This window comes from Bacillus sp. YH3-2-B2 (genome assembly GCF_053663335.1).
Genome location: NZ_JBSJQE010000008.1, coordinates 1 through 18602, shown reverse-complemented (window position 1 = coordinate 18602; position 18602 = coordinate 1). Strand labels below are relative to the sequence as shown.

Here is an 18602-nt window from a genome sequence, read left to right as displayed (position 1 = left end):
TTTTTATGATTGAAATACGCCGTCCTCTTTCAGCTTTTTCAGACTGATCGGAAGCACCGAATCTTTCATAATGAAACTGAATTTTTTATTTCGGGGGAGATTCTCCGGCAGTTCGCTGAACAGCACCGGCCCTTTTGTTTCAAAATAGTCAGCCTGTTTTTCAAGCTTTTCAATATCGGCAAAATAAATATTCTTCACAATTACCTTTTCCCTGCCGAGAACTTTATACTGTCCGACGTACTTCAGATGTCTTACCGCGGCGCCGGTTTCTTCTTTCACCTCGCGCAGGGCCGCTTCCTCCGCACATTCCATCGGCTCCACTTTTCCGCCCGGAAATTCAAACCCCCGGTCTTCGTGCTCAGTCAAAAGCCACTTATCTCCATATCGGCATATGACCCATACATGCTTCGGGCTGTCTGAAAAAGGCTGGTGTTCAAAGGAGAGCTGAACAGTATTCTGATAATAGTCTTTAAACTCGTACATGTTTATCCCTCTAATCCGTTCCTTCATATCTTCCATACATCATACCACAGTTGCGTTTGTTCGGAAGCCCTTTATCAAAAATTCAGAGGAAAACCATCATACCCGCTAGTATAGCCTCCTTTGAAGCAAATGTTACGGTTTGCGCTTGAATTTATTTTTCAGGGTATCCAATAGGTCGACGAGCACCTGCGGAACCGGTATGCCCAGCGAGCTTGCCGTAATCACGATCTGAACCGATTCGTATAAGATATAAAACATAATAGCCAAATTGCGGATGGCGCCTTCTGAATGAAGCAGCTGATCAAAAAAATGGCAAACTGAGACTAATGCCAGGGTCACGATTTTTTTGACCAGCCGCGCAAAAAGCTTTCTTGTGCTCAGCTGCTGCAAAAGAGATTCTTTTAAGCTTGTACTGATAAACTCAATCGCCATGACCGATAGCAAAATCAGAAACGAATACTGAAAACCGCCAAAGAAAAACCCCGCTGCCGACACGATCACTGCAAAAAACGAAAAGATGCCAAAGTCTTTGCCCACTTGATCCAACATCCTTTCACAGAAACGGCCTTACATTATTCTATGAAAAGTGAATGGAACGGACTGGATTTTTCAGAAAAATGGACAACACCTCTCTTCGGCAGCCAAATAAAAGACCGAGTGCTTTATAGCCCCGGTCTTCCCTTGTTGATTATCCTAAATACGCTTTCAGCATCCAGTTATGTTTTTCGATATTCTGGTGAATGGCAAGCAGCATATCTCCGGTCGTTTCGTCTCCGACCTCATCTGCGAGATCCATGCCGCTTTTCAGCTCTTCCGCAATGACAGTGAAATCATCATAAATGTTCTGTACCATTTGTTCTGCGCTCTCATTGCCTTCCGCCTCTTTTATAGAAGCAGTCTTCAATGATTCCGTCATTGTGCCGATCGGCTTGCCGTTCAATGCCAGCAGACGTTCTGCCAGATCGTCAATATATGTAGCCGTTTCGTTATACAGCTCCTCGAACTTTTCGTGCAATGTGAAAAAGTCCTTCCCTTTGACGTACCAATGATAGTTATGTAATTTCACATACATGACCGTCCAGTTTGCAACTTGTTTATTGACCGCTTCCAATAGTTTTTCTGACATGCCTATCTTCCTCCTTTGATTTACTATTGATATACCCTATATATCGTGTGTTAAAACATAAATTTTTAGCCCTTGATTTTACGGATGGAAAATATGTTATGATTTGTTAAAAAGGAGGGATTTTATGCTGCTTCTTCTGGGCTTCGGCTTTCTTATCGTGCTCGCCGTGCTGCTTTTATCCATCTGGTCGACTGTAAGAGCTTATAACGTAAAACATACGATTGACCCGCCGGAGGACGCATCAAAAGGCTTGACGGATAAAAACAATCCTTAATGATGATGCGTCTGTTCCTCATGGCCGGAGGAATCATCGGCAGCTTCAGCATCCCCGACACGCACTTTTACAGTCGGCATATTATGCTGCTGTTTTGCCGTTACGTGGGATTGAACGGTATACACACCCTCTTCATCAAATTCAGTCCGCAGGTGATACGCCCCTTTTTCCTCCTTGGCCTTGCTTGTTTTGCTGCTTCCTTTTTTTCCTTCTTTCCATACTTCAAACATGACTTCATCCGCATCCGTGACACGCTTGCCGCCGTAAAAAACCTCCGCCTTGTATTCCGTTTTTTCATGCGGTGCTGCCGTTTCCGGTCCTGTAAGCTTGACCTCAAGCGCTTTAGGCTCCTCATCCGCGGAGGTTTTGTCCGAATTGCCCCCGCAGGAAGATAATAGAAATACCATACCGCACATACCTGCCAATACAGCCCGTTTCATCCCATCACTCCTTCATCTTTGCTTCTATTTTAGCAAACGCTTACACATAAGGTGTGACATTTTTTAGAAATATGTAAAAAAGCCTTTTTGCATGTCAGCAAAAAGGCCTGTTTTTTATCCGAACACTTTCAGCAAATCTTCTTTATCTTGTGACAGCCAGAAACGCATCAGCCGTTTCGCGCCTTCTAAATCATGAAGTTTCGCCTGGCCGCACTGTTTTTCGTTGGCCGCCGGAATCTCCGTAATATCGATGGCTTCTTTCAGCGTAGCGTCAAGCAGGTCTACAATTTCTTCCGCTGTCGGCTCGCCGCTGACAACAAGATAATAGCCTGTCTGGCAGCCCATCGGTGAGATATCTATGATGTCGAAGTGATCGTATTTCTCAGAATGTGTGCGAATCGTAAACGCAAGCAAGTGCTCAAGCGTATGAATCGTATCCGGCTTCATCGCCTGTTTGTTCGGCTGGCAGAAGCGAATGTCAAACTTATTCACGACGCCGTCTGTTCCGACTTTATGCACTCCGCAATGTCTTACATACGGAGCCACAACCGCATTATGGTCTAGCTCAAAACTTTCTACTGAAGGCATAATGGCACTCCCTTTTTTTCAGAATATGCATCCATTATAACACAGTTTTCCGATAAGAATTGTGGCGGAAGCTTTTCAATCTGAAATTTTTTTTCTATACTAGCATCAGAAAGGTGGTTTTTTGATGAAAACCATAATGATTGCGTTAATCCGCGGATACCAGAAGTTCATCTCTCCGCTGACGCCGCCGTCATGCCGCTTTTATCCGACGTGTTCGCAGTACGGAATCGAAGCCGTCAAGACTCACGGCGCATTAAAAGGCGGATGGCTGACACTGAAGCGGATTTTAAAGTGCCACCCTTTTCATCCGGGCGGTGTTGATCCCGTACCGGACAAAAAACAAAAACATTAGTCCATATGCTGGTAGCCGTCGATCACCAGATCCAGTTTACCGGTTTCAGGATCAATCACCAGACCGTGCACCGGGACATTGTCAGGGAATAGCGGATGGTGTTTAATGACGTTTACGCTGTCTGTAACACTCGCTTCTACTGAATCAAAGCTTTTCAGCCATTGATCAAGATCAACACCTGAGTGCTTCAGCATGTCAATCCGCTCTTTCGGAATACCGCGGTCGATAATTTTATCAAGCATATCCTCGCTGTTGATTTTGCTCATGCCGCAATCATGGTGGCCGATAACGCAGACTTCATCAGCGTTTAATTCGTATACAGCGACTAAAAGGCTGCGCATGATGCTTCCGAACGGGTGGGCGACAAGCGCGCCGGCACTTTTAATAATTTTCACATCGCCGTTTCGCATGTTCATCGCATGCGGAAGCAATTCTACAAGACGTGTGTCCATACAGGACAAAATCGCCATCTTTTTATCCGGGAATTTAGATGTTTGGTATTTTTCATAATCTTTGTTTTTAGTGAACTGCTCATTAAATTGCATAATATCGTTTAGAAGACTCATCTTGGTGTTTCCTTTCTGCCTTTTTATTCACAATATAACATAAGGCGGGTCATTTCGTCACTCCCCGCACAAGATGACAAAGTGCTCAATAAATAAGACAAACCCCATTGGGCTTGTCTTATTTCCCCATATTGTATTTTTTGTTGAACTGTTCGACTCTCCCGCCTTTTTCGTTGAATTTTTGGCGGCCTGTATAAAACGGATGCGTATCTGAGCTGACTTCTACTTTAATCAGCGGGTATGTTTTTCCGTCTTCCCACTCTGCCGTTTCCTCTGACGTTTTCGTAGAATGGCTTAAAAAGCGGTAGCCGCTGTTCACATCTTGAAAAATCACTTGATGGTTATCCGGATGAATATCTTTTTTCATGGTGATCTCCCTTTCTTAAATCGTAATAATTACGTTTTATTCTAAACCTTAAATAGGCGCTTGTCAATCATATATGCCCTGATCCCTTGATTTCTAAACCCTGCACATATATGGAATCGGAAGAATAATCTAATCGCTTCAGCAAATAATATAATCACATTACATAAAACGGTAATTTAGAAAGGCGGTTTATGATCGTGGATGATTTAGTATTAGCCAGAAGTCTGTTCGGGACAACCATGGGCTTTCATATTATTTTTGCGACGCTTGGTGTCGGCTTGCCTCTGATGATTTTAATGGCTGAATTGATTTATCAAAAAACAAAAGATCCGCATTATGCCATTATGGCGAAAAGGTGGACGAAGGCGCAGGCTGTTCTGCTCGGCGTGGCGATACCGACCGGAACGATCGCGGGTACACAGCTTGCCCTTTTGTGGCCCGGATTCATGGAGGTCATCGGCAGGGTGATGTCACTTCCTTTTCAGATTGAAATTTATGCTTTCTTTATCGAAGCGCTGTTTATGTCCATTTATGTCTACGCCGCTGATCGGCTGACTCCGGCGATGCGCATCATTGCCGTTATTTTCGTTTTGATCGGCGCCGCGGCATCCGCCGTCTTAATCACAAATGTTCACGCATTTGAAGGAACCCCGGCCGGCTTTAAAATTTTAAACGGCAAAATCACTGACGTCGAACCGTGGGCAGCGTTTTTTAATCCAAGCTTTTTCACCACCGCGGGCCATGTCGTACTGACGGCTTTCATGACCGGTGCATTTATCGTCGCGTCAGTTGCGGCTTATAAAATGCTGAGAACGAGAAAACAGGAGCAGGTATACCGCTTTCACCGAAAAGCGCTGCTGCTCGCCTTAACGATCGGCGGGATATTCTCCATTCTTGCCTCTTTAAACGGTCACGAGTCAGCCCAGCTTCTTTACGAATACCAGCCTGAGAAACTTGCGGGCGCCGAAGGGCTGTTTGAAACTAGATCACACGCTCCGCTTGCGATCGGGGGTTTTACTGATGCAAAAGAAGAAAAAGTAAAATGGGCGATAGAAGTGCCGTGGGCTTTAAGCTTTTTGGCCGCAAACAGCTTTGATACCGTCGTCAAAGGATTGAACGCGTTTCCGAAAGACGAGTGGCCGCCTTTATTCATCCATACACTGTTTAACGGAATGGTCGGCATCGGGATGCTGCTCATTTTGTACTCCATCATCGGCATCGTGTGGAGAAAAATTTTAAAGAAAGACAGCTTTCCGACTTGGCTTTTGATTTTATTTTTAACCGCAGGACCGCTCAGTCTGATCGGAATTGAATTCGGGTGGATATTCGCTTGTACGGGGCGGCAGCCATGGGTGATTTACCATCTCCTGAAAACGTCTGATGTCGTCACGACAACCGGTTCAATCGGTTTGCTGTTCATCCTGTTTACGGTCGTTTACGCCATTTTGGCAGCCGCAGTCATTTATGTGCTGCTTTACTATTTCCGCAAACATCCTGTTGAGGAGGATGTAAAAGCGGCGGAATCCTAACAATAGAAAGGGCTGAATTGAAATGGACATTACCATGGATGCTCTCATTGCGATATCAATCGTATGGGGCTTCGTGTTTATCTACGCGGTCATGGCAACGATGGACTTCGGAGCCGGCTTTTGGTCGATGATTTATTTAAATAGAGAACAAACAAAGGCGACAAACATCGCCAACCGTTATTTGTCCCCGACATGGGAAGTGACCAACGTCTTTATCGTCGCGATCGTTGTCGCCCTATTCAGCTTCTTTCCAGGGGCAACCTTCGTGCTGGGAACCGTTTTATTGATCCCGGGAAGTATTATTTTGCTGCTCTTAGCCATCCGCAGCGGCTTTCTCGTCTTCTCCAATACGGCGAAGGAAAGAAAAATCATGAGATATATCTCCGGAATTTCAGGCTTCATTATTCCCGCTGTGCTGATTTTGGTCCTTCCGGTCACACACGGAGGGTTTATTGAGAAGACGGGCGGAGTGTATCAACTGAATTTGGCAAATGTCTTTACAAGCCTTAATGCGTATGCGTTTATCGGCTTTGCCATTTTAAGCACTTTATTTTTATCTTCACTGCTTCTGGCCGATTTTTCAAATGTTGCGGAAGAGGAGCATGCGTACCGCATCTACAGACGGAGCTCTTTAATAACAGGGCCGCTGTCGCTTCTGTTTGCCTTCTTCATTATGCTGACATTACGCTCTGAAGCCGGCTGGCTGTATACGGGGATGATGAAAGACAAGACATGGCTCATTCTGTCTGTCATTACATTTATCATTGCCGGCGTGGCTCTGTTTTTGCCGAATAAGCACTTCGGCCGCAACCTCGGCAAACCGAGAATCGCCATGATCGCCATTGCGCTCCAATACTTTCTGGCAAGCTATGCATACGGACGGGCTCATCTTCCTTATATGATTTATCCGGATATTACGGTCATGTCAGGATTTACGGAGCCGGCAACCTTCAGGGCGCTGTTTATGACGTATATCGTCGCTTTCATCATTTTGTTCCCCGGGTTTTATTTCTTCTGGAAGCTCTTTATGAAAGACAGACGTTATATCCGCCAGGAGGAATAACAAAAATCAGGGCGGCTCATACTAAAGGCGTACCTTTTATCTTGGAGGGGAGCCAGCATGGACCAAAAAATTCTGTGTGAAGTCAATAACTGTTCATATTGGGGCAGAGGAAACAAATGCACGGCCGACGCTATTTATGTGGTCAGCCATACAGGCGAAACCGCTGAAAAAAGTGAAGAAACGGATTGCAAAACCTTTAAACCGCATGATTTATAAAAGAAAAGAGCTGTTTTATACAGCTCTTTTTCATTTCCGCCGCAAGCATCCCTGAACCGGAGAAAACCGCGCGGATGAGAAGCATGGCAGAAAGGCGGTTCGGCGGCAAATATAGGCGGCGGCATGCGATACAATCAGTATTGCATTCATGACAAGCACAGAATTTTTTATCAAGATGTACATGTTTGCCCCAGCCGGAAAGCAGCACCTGCGATGTAAAGCCGACACTGTTTGAAGAATAAAAAAATCATCGCATTCGCCTATTAAAAAAACCGGCTGATACAGCCGGTTCAAACGGGGGAAGGGGTGATAATGAACAGTTTCAATATAACAGCAGCATACAGGCAGCTCAACTCGCTGAAATGTCTTTTTATCAGTTGTTTGTCGTAAAAACGTCCATTTGGGTGACGTATTTTCTCATTATTTCCTGATTGACTTCAACACCCAGTCCGGGACCGTCCGGGACAGAGATGAATCCCTCTTCGATACGGATGTCGGGAGTGACAATATCCTCCTCCCAGTATCGGTCTGATGAGGAAATATCACCCGGTATTGTAAATTGCGGCAGCGAAGCAAGCGCGACTGTCTGCGCTCTCGAAATGCCGGTTTCAAACATTCCGCCGCACCAAACCGGCATGTGATGCTCTCTGCATAAGTCATGTATTTTTAAAGCCTCTGTCAGGCCCCCTACACGCGCCGGTTTTATGTTAATGATTTTACAGCTCCCAAGCTCAATCGCCCGCCTTGCATCATCATATGAGCATATGCTTTCATCAAGGCATACCGCGGTTCTTAAGTGTTTCTGCAGGTGGCGGTGATCGACAATATCATCTGCCTGAAGCGGCTGTTCTATCATCATGAGCTGGAATTCATCCAACTCTTTCAGCCTGCTGATGTCTTTCAGTTCATAAGCCGAGTTGGCATCCGCCATCAGCGGCACGTTCGGAAAACGGCTGCGGATGGCTCTGACCAGATCAACGTCATGGCCGGGCTGAATTTTTATTTTTATACGTTGATAACCTTCTTTTACGTATTGCTCAATTTCCCGAAGCATCTCATCAGCCGAAGCCAGACCCACCGCCACGCCGGCGGGCACTTTATCTCTTTTGCCCCCTAAGGCTTCTGCGAGAGATATCCCCTTTTTCTTGGCATATAGATCCCACACGGCTGATTCAAGCCCTGCTTTTGCCATGCGGTTCCCTTTGAAACGCGCGAGACTGTCAGGCACTTCTGACGGATGGAAAAACTCGCGGCCTACGACATTTGGGATAAAAAAATCTCTCAGCATATGCGCGCATGTCTGAATCGTTTCTTCTGTATACCACGGAGAAGAAAACGCCGATACCTCCCCCCAGCCGGTTCTCCCGGTTTCATCGATCGCTTCCACGATCAAAAATTTACGGTCCTGCAGCGTTTCAATACTTGTTTTAAACGGTTTTTTCAGCCTCATACTTACATGATAAAGGGTGATTTTTTCAATCTTAATCATGACAATTCTCCTTTACGAAGCTCATTCAGCCGATGCCTCATCAGTTTATTGGACGCATTCCGCGGGAGCTCGTCAACCGTGAAAAAAGCAGCCGGTATTTTATATTTTGCAAGCCGCTCACGGCAAAAAGCGGTCAGCTCCTCAGAACTGACAGAAGAAGTCAGCACGAGAAAAGCATGCGGCACTTTCCCCCACTTCGGATCTTCGGCTCCCGAAACACCGGCCTCCGCTACAGCCGGATGGGTAAGCAGCGCCGCTTCCACTTCTGCCGGGTAGATGTTCTCTCCGCCTGAAATGATGAGGTCCGACCGCCTGTCCAGCACGTATAAAAACCCTTCATCATCCAAATAGCCAAGATCGCCCGTTTTAAACCATCCATTATGAAAAGCGGCCTGGTTCGCGTCGTCACGATGATAATACCCTTTCATTACATTCGGGCCTTTCACCGTAATTTCACCATGTTCAAACGGCGCACAAGGGTTTTCGTCTTTTTCAATTCTAATTTCGCATGAAAACAGCGGTTTACCGGCCGAGCCGAGCTTGTCCATACTGAATTCCGGAGAAAGCGTGACAATCTGTGAGCAGGTTTCAGTCAAGCCGTAAGATTGGAATACCGGAAATTGTTTCCTGCGGCATTCTTCAAGGAGCGGCAGCGGTGCCGGACCCCCGCCAAGCAGAATGCAGCGCAGTGATTCAGGACATTGTTCAGTTTCCGCAAGCAGGCCCGAGAGCATGGTCTGCACCGCTGAAATGATCGTGACCTGATGGGAGCTGATGCTGTCCAGCACATCAGTGACAGAAAATTTTTGATGAAGCACGACAGGCATGCCGTAAATGACCGACTTAAACAGCGCAGACAGACCGCTGATATGAAACAGCGGCAGCGCAATAAGCCAGCGGTCCCGCTCTGTGACCCCCAGATTCAGCGCAGACGATACAGCGCTGGAATAATGATTACCGAAAGTCTGCTGCACCCCCTTCGGCCTTCCTGTTGTTCCTGACGTATACATAAGAGTCGCCGTATCATCAAGCGTTACATAAGCTTCCGGCTCCATGTCACCCGCCTCTTCAGCCTGCAGCTCGTCCACATCTGCGGTGGCGACCGCAGATTCATATTCTTCGCGGCAAAAACCGTCCTCCGTCAATAAAAGCTTTGCCTGTGAATCTTCGAGCTGAAACAACCGTTCCTGTTTTGAGAGCTTCGTATTCAACAGCACAGCTTCCGCCCCTAATAAGAAGCAGGCGTGAACGGCATAAACCATTTCCGGTCTGTTAGAAAGCAAAATCGCGGCCCTGTCTCCTTTTTTAAGCGAGCAGTATTTGGACAGCCGCACAGCCATTTGTTTAGAAGCATGATATAATTCTCTGAATGTCATCTGTTTGTTTTCAAATATGAGAGCGATTCTCTCCGGTGTCAGCTGAGCCCTTTGAATGAGCCAATTCGGCTGTTCTGTCAGCATGTTATCATCTCCGAGGTAAAAGTACTGTTTTTGAAAAGAAAACAGCTTGGACCAGAGCGGCTCAAGCTGTTTCGTAGTGTCATCTGATCACGGAAAACGAGGGAATTGACCGAAATCGGGACTGCGTTTCTCTTTAAAGGAATCACGGCCTTCTTTCGCTTCGTCAGTCGTGTAATAAAGAAGCGTTGCATCTCCTGCAAATTGCTGAATTCCGGCGAGGCCGTCTGTATCAGCGTTAAATGCCGCTTTAAGGAAACGAAGGGCTGTAGGGCTTTTCTCAAGCATTTCTTCACACCATTTAATTGTTTCCTCTTCAAGTTTCTCTAATGGGACAACCGTATTGACAAGCCCCATGTCGAGCGCTTCCTGCGCGTTGTATTGACGGCACAGGTACCAGATTTCACGGGCTTTCTTATGTCCGACGATACGCGCCAGGTAACCTGAGCCGTAACCGGCATCAAAGCTTCCCACTTTCGGTCCGGTTTGGCCGAAAATCGCGTTATCGGCCGCAATCGTTAAATCACAGACGATATGAAGCACATGGCCTCCGCCGATGGCATAGCCTGATACCATCGCCACGACCGGTTTAGGAATCACGCGGATCAAACGCTGAAGATCAAGCACATTCAGACGCGGGATCTGATCGTCTCCGACATATCCGCCGTGACCGCGGACTTTTTGGTCTCCGCCTGAACAGAATGCTTTATCTCCCGCTCCCGCAAGAACGATGACACCAATATTGGAGTCATCACGCGCACAAGCAAACGCGTCAATCATTTCTGATACCGTCTTAGGAGTAAATGCGTTATGTACCTCCGGGCGGTTAATTGTTATTTTTGCAATACCGTTATACGTCTCGTACAGGATTTCATCGTACTGACGTTCACTTTTCCATTCTGCAGCCATTGATATGACCTCCTTCATTTTTGCCTGAGTCCGGCCGAAAAGCTATTTTCTTTATGCTTTACAAGCCGTATAAAAACTCACTTACTATCTTACCAAAAATTCGCGGCTGTTCCACATGTACCGTGTGCCCCGCCTGTTTGACAACCTCTATTTTACTTGATGGGAGCAGGTTATGCACCTTTTGATTAATAGCGCAAAACTTTTCATCCCATTCACCGCATATGAGCAGGACGGGCGCCTTGATGCGGTGTAATGCCTCCCACCAGGAAGGTTGTGAGCCCGTCCCCATTCCGAGCAGGCTTCCTGCAAGTCCGGACGGATTATTCTTCAGCCTGCCCGCACGGATGGACGCCTTTACGCTGTCCGGCAGAGAGAGCTGCGTGGCAAACAACGGAATGCTCTCCCAATAATCAACAAACGATGTTATACCTTCCCTCAATATAAAGTCAGCAAGCTTCCGGTCTGACTGAATCCGCTTTTTGCGTTCCTGAAGCGTGCTGAGGCCCGGGGTTGTACTTTCCAAAACAAGCGCTGACACCCGAGGCGGAAATGCCTGTGCAAAGGAATACGCAAGTCTTCCCCCCATAGAATAACCAATAAGTTTCACTTTGTGAAGTTTTAATTGATCAAAAACGGCGGCAAGGTCCGCAACCTGCCGGCTCGCACTATACCTTGCCGCTTGCACAGGCGCGTCTGTCTCCCCGTGACCCAGGCAGTCAATCATCACCATTCGCTCGCCGGGAAACATGCCGCGTAAAAACATCCATGATTCTTTGCTGCCCGTAAATCCATGCAGACAAACAATAGCTTCAGACGATTCGTGTCCGCTATCAGCAGCACGATAGCATACGCCGTCAGCCGTTTTAACTGTTACAGTTTCCATTCTTTTTTCACTTCCCGCACTGCGGCCTGCAGCAGATCACGATGGAATTGAACTCTTGATGTCCGATCTGTTTTCAGCTCGATTATATGAAGTCCGGGCTTGTCCGCCTGCGGCTGATACGCATCCTTAAATGCTTCCCATGTCTCAGGACAAGTATACGTCCCGCCGTACAGTGCGGCGGCATGCCGGAAATCAAGACCCGTCGGCGTACCGAACAGTTCTTCAAAATGAGTCTTATCAGATGCCTGCGGCAAAAACGAGAAAATCCCGCCGCCATCATTGTTTATTAAAATAACCGTAAGCGGAATTCCAAGTTTTTTAGCCGCTAACAGCCCGTTTAAATCATGGTAAAACGATAAATCTCCAATGACAAGCGTGACAGGAGCTTTTGTACCTTCACACAGCCCCATAGCCGAGGAGACAACTCCGTCAATGCCGTTAGCACCGCGGTTGGCATAGACACGGAAGGAACGATCTTGTTTTTCAAAGAAAGTATCCACGTCGCGGATCGGCATGCTGTTGCCGACAAAAATCGAACTGCCTTCAGGGACAAGGTGCTGAAGCTGACGATATACATTTCCTTCAAATGATAAATCATCCATGCTCGCGGCCTGTAAATGACTCCGGAACCGCGCATTGACAAACTGCCATTTCTCAAGCCATCCGGACGGCCGTTTTCCGGTTTCAGCTGAACGGACCGCTTCCAAAAACACCGACGGATGGCAATGAATCATATGCGCGCCGGCCTGGGTGGGATCTCTCCATCCTCCGTCTTCATCGACGATAAACTGCTCAATGGCAGGATCATCTCTGAGCCATAAAAAGAGCGGTTTGGAAACCGGCATCGGGCCGAAGCGGATCACAGCGTCAGGGCGCAGCGCCTCTTTTATTTCTTCATCTTTTAAGAACGAGTCATAAGCATCAATAATCAGCGTCTTATCATGCTCCCCGTTTCGGAGGTTTGAAAGCGGATCAGCCAAAATCGGGAACTGAAGCATCTCGGCAAGCGCGATGATTTGCTGCTTTTCTGCTTCACCGTGAATTTCGCCGCAGACGATCATACCTCTTTCGGTACCCGCGAGACGCTCTGTAATATGACAGAGCGCGTCTTGATCAGCTGACTGCATCCCTGTTGTGACTGAGACGTGCTTCCCCTTTCTCATTCTTTCAAAAGGTCCGGCTGATAAATCCGGCATCAAAGGCTCTCTGAGCGGCACATTGATATGGACTGGCCCCATCGGGCGCTTCCCGGCTTCACTTACGGCTCTGCCGGCCAATGTTCTGATATAGCTCAGCATTTGAGGATTTTCCTCAGGCAGAGCCGAGTCTGTGAAAAACTTAACAAAGTTACCGAACAGAAAATGCTGGTTAATCGCCTGAGGCGCCCCCACTTCCCTCAATTCATGAGGCCGGTCAGCAGTCAGGACAATAAGAGGCACTCTTGAATAATGAGCTTCAATCACGGCCGGATAGAAGTTAGCCGCTGCCGTTCCTGACGTACAAATCAGCATGACCGGACGCTGGCGGGCTTTTGCAAGACCGAGTGCGAAAAAACCTGCGGATCGTTCATCAATCTGTATATGGACTTGAATATCCGGGTGGACCGCCGCCAAAACCGCCAGGGGAGTTGACCTCGATCCCGGGCAAACAACCGCGTCGGTGACACCAGATAGAGCGAATTCATCAATAAAACTTCCGATATAATGTGTAATCGGGTTTGTCAAAGCCTTTCACCTCCTAAAGCAGAGATCATCGGCTTTAGTTTAATTTGTGTTTCTTCATATTCTGATTGCGGATCTGAATCTTCAACAATACCGCAGCCTGCGAAAAGCCGCGCACTTTTGCCTTCAATCAGCCCTGATCGGATAGCCACGACAAATTCTCCGTTTTCCCTGCCGTCCATCCAGCCGATCGGAGCCGCGTACCATCCGCGTGTCATCGGTTCAATATCAGCGATAACTTCAACAGCTTTCTGCTGGGGAGCTCCGCCCAATGCCGGAGTGGGATGCAGCTTTTCAATTAAATCAAACAGCGAAGCGGACGTTTTAAGATGGCCTGTGATCGGCGTATATAGATGCTGAACACTTTTTGTTTTATATAATTGCGGACCTGCAGGCTTTTTCACATCGCTGCAGCTCGCCAAGAAAGAATCGTGTATCATCTGAACCACAAAATCATGTTCCGCAAGATTTTTTTCGTCATGCAGCAGCTCTTTGCCGAGACGGTCATCTTCTTGTTGATTTTCTCCGCGCTTAATTGAACCTGCCAGACAGGTGGACATAACGTCTTTGCCGGATTTTTTGATCAGCCGTTCCGGTGATGCGCCGACAAAGCATTTATCTCCCTGCTCAATCGCAAAAACATAGCTTGTCGTTTGGTCCGTCAAAAGCTTGCGGACAACGCTCTCCGCCGGAATAGGCCCATCATATGACAAAACGACTTCCCTTGCCAGCACGACTTTATCATATTGATTTGCCTTCATATCATTTGTTGCTGTTTTAATGGCTTCAAGCCAGTTTTCCACATCAAGTTCTTCCGCTTTTGTTAAAACAGGATATTCTTCATACTCAATTGAAGAAACTGCAAAAGCTTCTGAAAAAGATTTCAGACGTTTCAGCGTATCTTCTGCCTGATTACCGTCTGCCGCCCATTGATTGACGGTTAAATAATCACCATCTGCCGTCTTTGTCAGCATGAGTGAGGGGATAAAGAACAGCCCTTCTTCGAACCCGTTCCATTCGTCTCCTCTCTCTTCAGCGGGATTAAATGAAAAACCGCCGAATAAGACAGGGCCGACCGCGGTATGCGCCGCCTCTTCTTCTTCATGAATATGAAAAGCCGTCTTTTTAAAGCGCTCCCATTGTTCAAAAACGTCGTGATAACGTTTTCCATTTTTTTCATTCGATTGGAACAGCGCTTCTGTGCCAAGACCGACTATTGTTAATTCACTACCGGGTTCTGACCAAAAAAATCGTTTGCCTTTATATTTTTTTGCTCCGTCTTTGAAAAATGATAGAGGGTCTAAAGACGCAATACGTCTTGAATAGCTCAATAAGACAGCATGGTTGACTTGTTTGGCTTTATGTAATGCATGATCTGCTTCCTCTCGGAACGTATGCTGCACCGTTGTCACCATGAGACATTCCTCCATAATCCGTTAAATGCTTTTAATACAATACACCTGTGATGAATTTGTGTCAAACACACAGATTTGAGCACGACAAAATGCCCGCATTTCTTATTATAAACCTTTTTGCGCAAATGAATAAAGAAACAAACTTGAATTTTCTTTCCCCACTCTCGGCAATCACTGTATCCTTTTACTTCCCCGTGGGAAAATGACTATTTTTATCCACCATTTTTCTGCGCAAAAACGTTCATACTAACAGTAAGCATCACATAGAAACGAGGGATTGATGTGCTTACAAACGAACAGATCACACACTTAAAAAAAGAATTGGAAGAAGCCAGAGATGATATTTTAAGCCGCTTTAAAGAAAATGATCAATTTCAGTTAACTGATGAATTCCCGTATCAATCATCCGGCGAATTGTCTTCCTATGACAATCATCCCGGCGATCAGGCGACCGAATTATACGAGCGGGAAAAAGACCTGGCTCTGCTCGACCATGAACGGGAGCACCTTCGCGATATTGATTACTCTCTGAAACAAATTGAAAACGGCACATACGGCACATGTGAAGTCAGCGGCAAGGACATTCCTTATGACAGACTCGAAGCTCTGCCGACGGCTACGACATTGGCGGAATATTCCTCGCAGGATGCCGTTTCCAAAGACAGGCCGATTGAAGAGGAAACACCGTTCGGACAGTTTGAATTTGATGATGATGAATCAATCCGGGCGGCTTACGATAGTGAAGATGCTTATCAGGATGTTGAGGAATACGGAAACTCAGAAACGCCTCAGGATTTAGAAGATCCGCCGCTCAGCTATGGGGATATGACAATGAACTCAGAAGAAAACATCGGCTATGCTGAGGATTATGAAAACTTTATCGCGACAGATATTACCGGAAAAAACATTTCCGTGTATCCAAGCAAAGCACACGAAAAATATGAGCAGGAACTGGACGAAGAAGGAATTATGACGACCTTTGGCGATCTTCATGCTGATTAAAACCCCGGCCTGCCGGGGTTTTTGAATACAAATAGATGGTTTGCTGCATTTTCACACTGAAAATTCATATACTTAATGGTGCATGGATCTTTAAAAGGTTTGATCTTTCCAAAAGAGGGAACTCACGTATTGACATTGAATGGCGGAGGGAACAAATGAAAAAGAAGTATATTGGTGCAATTATTGTGTTTATCATTACATATGTCTTGTTTTCTTTAGCAGGGTTTCTCTTTCCCATCGACCGGGATTGGTACGATCCGCTGCAAAAACCTGACTGGACGCCGAGCGGATCATTGATCGGCATCATATGGGCGGTTTTGTTTGCGCTTATTTCGCTCTCAGCAGCCTTGATATACGCAAGGTTTTCATGTAAAGAATCCAAAGCTTTTTGGGTGATGCTCCTCATCAATTATATCGTGAATCAAGGATTCAGCTATTTTCAATTCACACAGAAAAATTTGCTTGCTGCATCTATCGATTGCCTGCTTGTGACTGTGACAACACTCATTCTGTTGCTCATTGCCGGTAAATACAGTAAAGCTTCAGCCTGGCTTCTGGTTCCTTATTTATTATGGAGCGCTTTTGCCACATACCTGTCTTTTACCATTTACGCTATGAACGCATAATAAAAAACCTTGCATAGTATGCAAGGTTTTTTTAATGACCCGTACGGGATTCGAACCCGTGTTACCGCCGTGAAAGGGCGGTGTCTTAACCGCTTGACCAACGGGCCTTATGGCGGAGAAGGAGGGATTTGAACCCTCGCGCCGCTTACACGACCTACACCCTTAGCAGGGGCGCCTCTTCAGCCACTTGAGTACTTCTCCATATGGCTCCACAGGCAGGATTCGAACCTGCGACCGATCGGTTAACAGCCGATAGCTCTACCACTGAGCTACTGTGGAAAAATCATCATGGTGGGCCTGAGTGGACTCGAACCACCGACCTCACGCTTATCAGGCGTGCGCTCTAACCAGCTGAGCTACAGGCCCATGACAATATAAAAATGGAGCGGGTGATGGGAATCGAACCCACGACATCAGCTTGGAAGGCTGAGGTTTTACCACTAAACTACACCCGCATGTTGTTTGGGGCGATTGATGGGAATCGAACCCACGAGTGCCAGAGCCACAATCTGGTGCGTTAACCACTTCGCCACAACCGCCAAAACAATATTAAATTAAATGGTGGCTCGGGACGGAATCGAACCGCCGACACACGGATTTTCAGTCCGTTGCTCTACCAACTGAGCTACCGAGCCTTTTTATAAATGGCGGTCCGGACGGGACTCGAACCCGCGACCTCCTGCGTGACAGGCAGGCATTCTAACCAACTGAACTACCGGACCATTTTTTGGTTGCGGGGGCAGGATTTGAACCTGCGACCTTCGGGTTATGAGCCCGACGAGCTACCGAACTGCTCCACCCCGCGATGATAATTAAATTAGATATGGCGGAGGAAGAGGGATTCGAACCCCCGCGGGCTTTGACACCCCTGTCGGTTTTCAAGACCGATCCCTTCAGCCAGACTTGGGTATTCCTCCGTATAAGTGGTGGACCTTGTAGGACTCGAACCTACGACCGGACGGTTATGAGCCGTCTGCTCTAACCAACTGAGCTAAAGGTCCAATGGTAGCGGCGGAGGGGATCGAACCCCCGACCTCACGGGTATGAACCGTACGCTCTAGCCAGCTGAGCTACACCGCCAAAAACAATTAAAATCAAGTGGAGCCTAGCGGGATCGAACCGCTGACCTCCTGCGTGCAAAGCAGGCGCTCTCCCAGCTGAGCTAAGGCCCCAAAATGGTCGGGAAGACAGGATTCGAACCTGCGACCCCATGGTCCCAAACCATGTGCTCTACCAAGCTGAGCTACTTCCCGTTTTTCAAAAGTATGTATGGCGCGCCCGAGAGGAGTCGAACCCCTAACCTTTTGATCCGTAGTCAAACGCTCTATCCAATTGAGCTACGGGCGCAACAATAAGTGCCGAGGGCCGGACTTGAACCGGCACGGTAGTCACCTACCGCAGGATTTTAAGTCCTGTGTGTCTGCCAATTCCACCACCCCGGCATGGATGGTATAGTATAGTTGGAGCGGAAGACGGGATTCGAACCCGCGACCCCCACCTTGGCAAGGTGATGTTCTACCACTGAACTACTTCCGCGTTTGGCAATGCGGATGAAGGGACTTGAACCCCCACGTCTGTAAAGACACTAGAGCCTGATTCTAGCGCGTCTGCCAATTCCGCCACATCCGCAAGAAAAACATGGTGAGCCATGAAGGACTCGAACCTTCGACCCTCTGATTAAAAGTCAGATGCTCTACCAACTGAGCTAATGGCTCTTATTACAAGAGACTTATATAGTATAACATATAAAAGTGGTGCCGGCAAGAGGACTTGAACCCCCAACCTACTGATTACAAGTCAGTTGCTCTACCAATTGAGCTACACCGGCCCAATACGCCAACTTATGTATGATAGGAATGGTGGAGGATGACGGGCTCGAACCGCCGACCCTCTGCTTGTAAGGCAGATGCTCTCCCAGCTGAGCTAATCCTCCATATATTACACTTACGTGTAATGGCTTGGCGGCGTCCTACTCTCACAGGGGGAAACCCCCGACTACCATCGGCGCTGAAGAGCTTAACTTCCGTGTTCGGCATGGGAACGGGTGTGACCTCTTCGCTATCGCCACCAAACCATTGAGAGTGTTCTCTCAAAAC

The 18602-nt window shown here is 47.2% G+C and carries 20 protein-coding genes, 21 tRNA genes and 1 rRNA gene; 7 read left to right on the top strand and 35 right to left on the bottom strand.

Going from position 1 to position 18602, the window contains the following annotated elements; genetic code table 11:
- Nucleotides 1–3: 3 nt before the first annotated feature.
- The 3 genes from ytkD to ACWJJX_RS18935 form a co-directional block, all read right to left on the bottom strand.
- Nucleotides 4–483 (bottom strand): RNA deprotection pyrophosphohydrolase, encoded by a 480-nt coding sequence (ytkD, locus tag ACWJJX_RS18945; protein ID WP_003152244.1) that lies wholly within the window; start codon nucleotides 481–483, stop codon nucleotides 4–6.
- Nucleotides 484–615: 132 nt separating this feature from the next.
- A complete protein-coding gene (locus tag ACWJJX_RS18940) occupies nucleotides 616–1020 on the bottom strand; it encodes a phage holin family protein (RefSeq protein ID WP_102422714.1) in 405 nt (134 codons plus the stop codon).
- A 151-nt stretch (nucleotides 1021–1171) separates the two neighbouring features.
- Nucleotides 1172–1609, bottom strand: a complete 438-nt coding sequence (locus ACWJJX_RS18935) for a Dps family protein (RefSeq protein WP_003152242.1) — start codon at nucleotides 1607–1609, stop codon at nucleotides 1172–1174.
- A gap of 124 nt (nucleotides 1610–1733) precedes the next feature.
- Between ACWJJX_RS18935 and ytzI the strand changes: the two genes are divergently transcribed.
- The gene (gene ytzI, locus ACWJJX_RS18930) at nucleotides 1734–1883 is read left to right on the top strand and encodes a YtzI protein (RefSeq protein ID WP_071391461.1); all 150 of its coding nucleotides are present in this window, start codon (nucleotides 1734–1736) and stop codon (nucleotides 1881–1883) included.
- Here ytzI and ACWJJX_RS18925 read toward each other — a convergent pair.
- Together ACWJJX_RS18925 and ACWJJX_RS18920 are read right to left on the bottom strand one after the other, a co-directional pair.
- Nucleotides 1880–2323, bottom strand: coding sequence for a FixH family protein (locus ACWJJX_RS18925; RefSeq protein ID WP_060673718.1), 444 nt, complete (start codon nucleotides 2321–2323; stop codon nucleotides 1880–1882). The two genes, ytzI and ACWJJX_RS18925, sit on opposite strands and share 4 nt — an antisense overlap.
- A gap of 114 nt (nucleotides 2324–2437) precedes the next feature.
- Nucleotides 2438–2911, bottom strand: a complete 474-nt coding sequence (locus tag ACWJJX_RS18920) for an S-ribosylhomocysteine lyase (RefSeq protein WP_003152237.1) — start codon at nucleotides 2909–2911, stop codon at nucleotides 2438–2440.
- A gap of 124 nt (nucleotides 2912–3035) precedes the next feature.
- Between ACWJJX_RS18920 and yidD the strand changes: the two genes are divergently transcribed.
- Complete coding sequence (gene yidD, locus ACWJJX_RS18915) at nucleotides 3036–3263, top strand: membrane protein insertion efficiency factor YidD (RefSeq protein ID WP_003152235.1); 228 nt, start codon at nucleotides 3036–3038, stop codon at nucleotides 3261–3263.
- Here yidD and ACWJJX_RS18910 read toward each other — a convergent pair.
- The gene (locus tag ACWJJX_RS18910; RefSeq protein ID WP_003152233.1) at nucleotides 3260–3829 is read right to left on the bottom strand and encodes a beta-class carbonic anhydrase; all 570 of its coding nucleotides are present in this window, start codon (nucleotides 3827–3829) and stop codon (nucleotides 3260–3262) included. The genes yidD and ACWJJX_RS18910 overlap by 4 nt on opposite strands.
- 118 nt (nucleotides 3830–3947) lie before the next feature.
- A complete protein-coding gene (locus ACWJJX_RS18905; protein WP_003152229.1) occupies nucleotides 3948–4196 on the bottom strand; it encodes a type B 50S ribosomal protein L31 in 249 nt (82 codons plus the stop codon).
- A 197-nt stretch (nucleotides 4197–4393) separates the two neighbouring features.
- On the opposite strand from ACWJJX_RS18905, the gene ACWJJX_RS18900 reads away from it, so the two are divergent.
- The 3 genes from ACWJJX_RS18900 to ACWJJX_RS18890 are packed head-to-tail and all read left to right on the top strand — an operon-like array spanning nucleotide 4394 to nucleotide 7004.
- Complete coding sequence (locus tag ACWJJX_RS18900; protein WP_015418060.1) at nucleotides 4394–5725, top strand: cytochrome ubiquinol oxidase subunit I; 1332 nt, start codon at nucleotides 4394–4396, stop codon at nucleotides 5723–5725.
- Between the two features lie 22 nt (nucleotides 5726–5747).
- Nucleotides 5748–6788 (top strand): cytochrome d ubiquinol oxidase subunit II, encoded by a 1041-nt coding sequence (locus ACWJJX_RS18895; protein ID WP_146277391.1) that lies wholly within the window; start codon nucleotides 5748–5750, stop codon nucleotides 6786–6788.
- 57 nt (nucleotides 6789–6845) lie between these two features.
- The gene (locus ACWJJX_RS18890; protein ID WP_007408842.1) at nucleotides 6846–7004 is read left to right on the top strand and encodes a DUF1540 domain-containing protein; all 159 of its coding nucleotides are present in this window, start codon (nucleotides 6846–6848) and stop codon (nucleotides 7002–7004) included.
- A 373-nt stretch (nucleotides 7005–7377) separates the two neighbouring features.
- Here ACWJJX_RS18890 and menC read toward each other — a convergent pair whose 3' ends face one another.
- The 6 genes from menC to ACWJJX_RS18860 form a co-directional block, all read right to left on the bottom strand.
- On the bottom strand, nucleotides 7378–8493 hold the full coding sequence (menC, locus tag ACWJJX_RS18885) for an o-succinylbenzoate synthase (RefSeq protein WP_003152223.1): 1116 nt from the start codon (nucleotides 8491–8493) through the stop codon (nucleotides 7378–7380).
- Complete coding sequence (locus ACWJJX_RS18880; RefSeq protein ID WP_454023194.1) at nucleotides 8490–9953, bottom strand: o-succinylbenzoate--CoA ligase; 1464 nt, start codon at nucleotides 9951–9953, stop codon at nucleotides 8490–8492. The genes menC and ACWJJX_RS18880 overlap by 4 nt, the downstream gene beginning before the upstream one ends.
- Before the next feature lie 87 nt (nucleotides 9954–10040).
- A complete protein-coding gene (menB, locus tag ACWJJX_RS18875; protein WP_003152221.1) occupies nucleotides 10041–10859 on the bottom strand; it encodes a 1,4-dihydroxy-2-naphthoyl-CoA synthase in 819 nt (272 codons plus the stop codon).
- 58 nt (nucleotides 10860–10917) lie between these two features.
- A complete protein-coding gene (gene menH, locus ACWJJX_RS18870; protein ID WP_077722736.1) occupies nucleotides 10918–11742 on the bottom strand; it encodes a 2-succinyl-6-hydroxy-2,4-cyclohexadiene-1-carboxylate synthase in 825 nt (274 codons plus the stop codon).
- Nucleotides 11730–13466: a 2-succinyl-5-enolpyruvyl-6-hydroxy-3-cyclohexene-1-carboxylic-acid synthase gene (gene menD, locus ACWJJX_RS18865; RefSeq protein WP_454023193.1), complete on the bottom strand. Its 1737-nt coding sequence runs from the start codon at nucleotides 13464–13466 to the stop codon at nucleotides 11730–11732. Before menD ends, menH begins: the two co-directional genes overlap by 13 nt.
- On the bottom strand, nucleotides 13463–14878 hold the full coding sequence (locus tag ACWJJX_RS18860; RefSeq protein ID WP_454021483.1) for an isochorismate synthase: 1416 nt from the start codon (nucleotides 14876–14878) through the stop codon (nucleotides 13463–13465). Before ACWJJX_RS18860 ends, menD begins: the two co-directional genes overlap by 4 nt.
- Before the next feature lie 282 nt (nucleotides 14879–15160).
- Between ACWJJX_RS18860 and ACWJJX_RS18855 the strand changes: the two genes are divergently transcribed.
- Complete coding sequence (locus ACWJJX_RS18855; protein WP_003152213.1) at nucleotides 15161–15880, top strand: TraR/DksA C4-type zinc finger protein; 720 nt, start codon at nucleotides 15161–15163, stop codon at nucleotides 15878–15880.
- 155 nt (nucleotides 15881–16035) lie between these two features.
- Nucleotides 16036–16506 (top strand): TspO/MBR family protein, encoded by a 471-nt coding sequence (locus ACWJJX_RS18850; RefSeq protein ID WP_454023192.1) that lies wholly within the window; start codon nucleotides 16036–16038, stop codon nucleotides 16504–16506.
- Nucleotides 16507–16541: 35 nt separating this feature from the next.
- On the opposite strand, the gene ACWJJX_RS18845 is transcribed toward ACWJJX_RS18850, so the two are convergent.
- The 22 genes from ACWJJX_RS18845 to rrf all read right to left on the bottom strand — a co-directional run bounded on the left by ACWJJX_RS18845 (nucleotide 16542) and on the right by rrf (nucleotide 18578).
- Nucleotides 16542–16613 (bottom strand) — tRNA-Glu (locus ACWJJX_RS18845).
- Between the two features lie 3 nt (nucleotides 16614–16616).
- Nucleotides 16617–16707: transfer RNA gene (locus ACWJJX_RS18840), tRNA-Ser, on the bottom strand.
- Nucleotides 16708–16710: 3 nt separating this feature from the next.
- A tRNA-Asn gene (locus tag ACWJJX_RS18835) sits at nucleotides 16711–16785 on the bottom strand.
- 10 nt (nucleotides 16786–16795) lie between these two features.
- A tRNA-Ile gene (locus tag ACWJJX_RS18830) sits at nucleotides 16796–16872 on the bottom strand.
- 15 nt (nucleotides 16873–16887) lie between these two features.
- Nucleotides 16888–16961, bottom strand: a tRNA-Gly gene (locus tag ACWJJX_RS18825).
- 8 nt (nucleotides 16962–16969) lie between these two features.
- Nucleotides 16970–17045 (bottom strand) — tRNA-His (locus ACWJJX_RS18820).
- A gap of 20 nt (nucleotides 17046–17065) precedes the next feature.
- Nucleotides 17066–17141 (bottom strand) — tRNA-Phe (locus ACWJJX_RS18815).
- Nucleotides 17142–17151: 10 nt separating this feature from the next.
- Nucleotides 17152–17228 (bottom strand) — tRNA-Asp (locus tag ACWJJX_RS18810).
- Between the two features lie 6 nt (nucleotides 17229–17234).
- Nucleotides 17235–17311 (bottom strand) — tRNA-Met (locus ACWJJX_RS18805).
- 19 nt (nucleotides 17312–17330) lie between these two features.
- Nucleotides 17331–17423 (bottom strand) — tRNA-Ser (locus tag ACWJJX_RS18800).
- Nucleotides 17424–17430: 7 nt separating this feature from the next.
- Nucleotides 17431–17507 (bottom strand) — tRNA-Ile (locus ACWJJX_RS18795).
- A 2-nt stretch (nucleotides 17508–17509) separates the two neighbouring features.
- Nucleotides 17510–17586: transfer RNA gene (locus ACWJJX_RS18790), tRNA-Met, on the bottom strand.
- A 19-nt stretch (nucleotides 17587–17605) separates the two neighbouring features.
- Nucleotides 17606–17678: transfer RNA gene (locus tag ACWJJX_RS18785), tRNA-Ala, on the bottom strand.
- Nucleotides 17679–17682: 4 nt separating this feature from the next.
- Nucleotides 17683–17759: transfer RNA gene (locus ACWJJX_RS18780), tRNA-Pro, on the bottom strand.
- A gap of 17 nt (nucleotides 17760–17776) precedes the next feature.
- Nucleotides 17777–17853 (bottom strand) — tRNA-Arg (locus tag ACWJJX_RS18775).
- Between the two features lie 9 nt (nucleotides 17854–17862).
- Nucleotides 17863–17948 (bottom strand) — tRNA-Leu (locus tag ACWJJX_RS18770).
- A gap of 19 nt (nucleotides 17949–17967) precedes the next feature.
- A tRNA-Gly gene (locus ACWJJX_RS18765) sits at nucleotides 17968–18042 on the bottom strand.
- Between the two features lie 9 nt (nucleotides 18043–18051).
- A tRNA-Leu gene (locus ACWJJX_RS18760) sits at nucleotides 18052–18135 on the bottom strand.
- A gap of 10 nt (nucleotides 18136–18145) precedes the next feature.
- Nucleotides 18146–18221, bottom strand: a tRNA-Lys gene (locus ACWJJX_RS18755).
- A gap of 37 nt (nucleotides 18222–18258) precedes the next feature.
- Nucleotides 18259–18334 (bottom strand) — tRNA-Thr (locus ACWJJX_RS18750).
- A 29-nt stretch (nucleotides 18335–18363) separates the two neighbouring features.
- Nucleotides 18364–18439 (bottom strand) — tRNA-Val (locus tag ACWJJX_RS18745).
- 23 nt (nucleotides 18440–18462) lie between these two features.
- A 5S ribosomal RNA gene (gene rrf / locus ACWJJX_RS18740) occupies nucleotides 18463–18578 on the bottom strand.
- Between the last annotated feature and the right edge of the window lie 24 nt (nucleotides 18579–18602).

What these genes read in the sequence shown, in the direction of transcription:
- menB (WP_003152221.1), bottom strand. Translation starts at nt 10,859, where the DNA reads ATGGCTGCAGAATGGAAAAGTGAACGTCAGTACGATGAAATCCTGTAC.
- ACWJJX_RS18860 (WP_454021483.1), bottom strand. Translation starts at nt 14,878, where the DNA reads ATGGTGACAACGGTGCAGCATACGTTCCGAGAGGAAGCAGATCATGCA.
- ACWJJX_RS18905 (WP_003152229.1), bottom strand. Translation starts at nt 4,196, where the DNA reads ATGAAAAAAGATATTCATCCGGATAACCATCAAGTGATTTTTCAAGAT.
- menH (WP_077722736.1), bottom strand. Translation starts at nt 11,742, where the DNA reads ATGGAAACTGTAACAGTTAAAACGGCTGACGGCGTATGCTATCGTGCT.
- ACWJJX_RS18935 (WP_003152242.1), bottom strand. Translation starts at nt 1,609, where the DNA reads ATGTCAGAAAAACTATTGGAAGCGGTCAATAAACAAGTTGCAAACTGG.
- ytkD (WP_003152244.1), bottom strand. Translation starts at nt 483, where the DNA reads ATGTACGAGTTTAAAGACTATTATCAGAATACTGTTCAGCTCTCCTTT.
- yidD (WP_003152235.1), top strand. Translation starts at nt 3,036, where the DNA reads ATGAAAACCATAATGATTGCGTTAATCCGCGGATACCAGAAGTTCATC.
- ACWJJX_RS18880 (WP_454023194.1), bottom strand. Translation starts at nt 9,953, where the DNA reads ATGCTGACAGAACAGCCGAATTGGCTCATTCAAAGGGCTCAGCTGACA.
- ACWJJX_RS18910 (WP_003152233.1), bottom strand. Translation starts at nt 3,829, where the DNA reads ATGAGTCTTCTAAACGATATTATGCAATTTAATGAGCAGTTCACTAAA.
- menC (WP_003152223.1), bottom strand. Translation starts at nt 8,493, where the DNA reads ATGATTAAGATTGAAAAAATCACCCTTTATCATGTAAGTATGAGGCTG.
- ACWJJX_RS18920 (WP_003152237.1), bottom strand. Translation starts at nt 2,911, where the DNA reads ATGCCTTCAGTAGAAAGTTTTGAGCTAGACCATAATGCGGTTGTGGCT.
- ytzI (WP_071391461.1), top strand. Translation starts at nt 1,734, where the DNA reads ATGCTGCTTCTTCTGGGCTTCGGCTTTCTTATCGTGCTCGCCGTGCTG.
- ACWJJX_RS18890 (WP_007408842.1), top strand. Translation starts at nt 6,846, where the DNA reads ATGGACCAAAAAATTCTGTGTGAAGTCAATAACTGTTCATATTGGGGC.
- ACWJJX_RS18850 (WP_454023192.1), top strand. Translation starts at nt 16,036, where the DNA reads ATGAAAAAGAAGTATATTGGTGCAATTATTGTGTTTATCATTACATAT.
- ACWJJX_RS18895 (WP_146277391.1), top strand. Translation starts at nt 5,748, where the DNA reads ATGGACATTACCATGGATGCTCTCATTGCGATATCAATCGTATGGGGC.
- ACWJJX_RS18925 (WP_060673718.1), bottom strand. Translation starts at nt 2,323, where the DNA reads ATGAAACGGGCTGTATTGGCAGGTATGTGCGGTATGGTATTTCTATTA.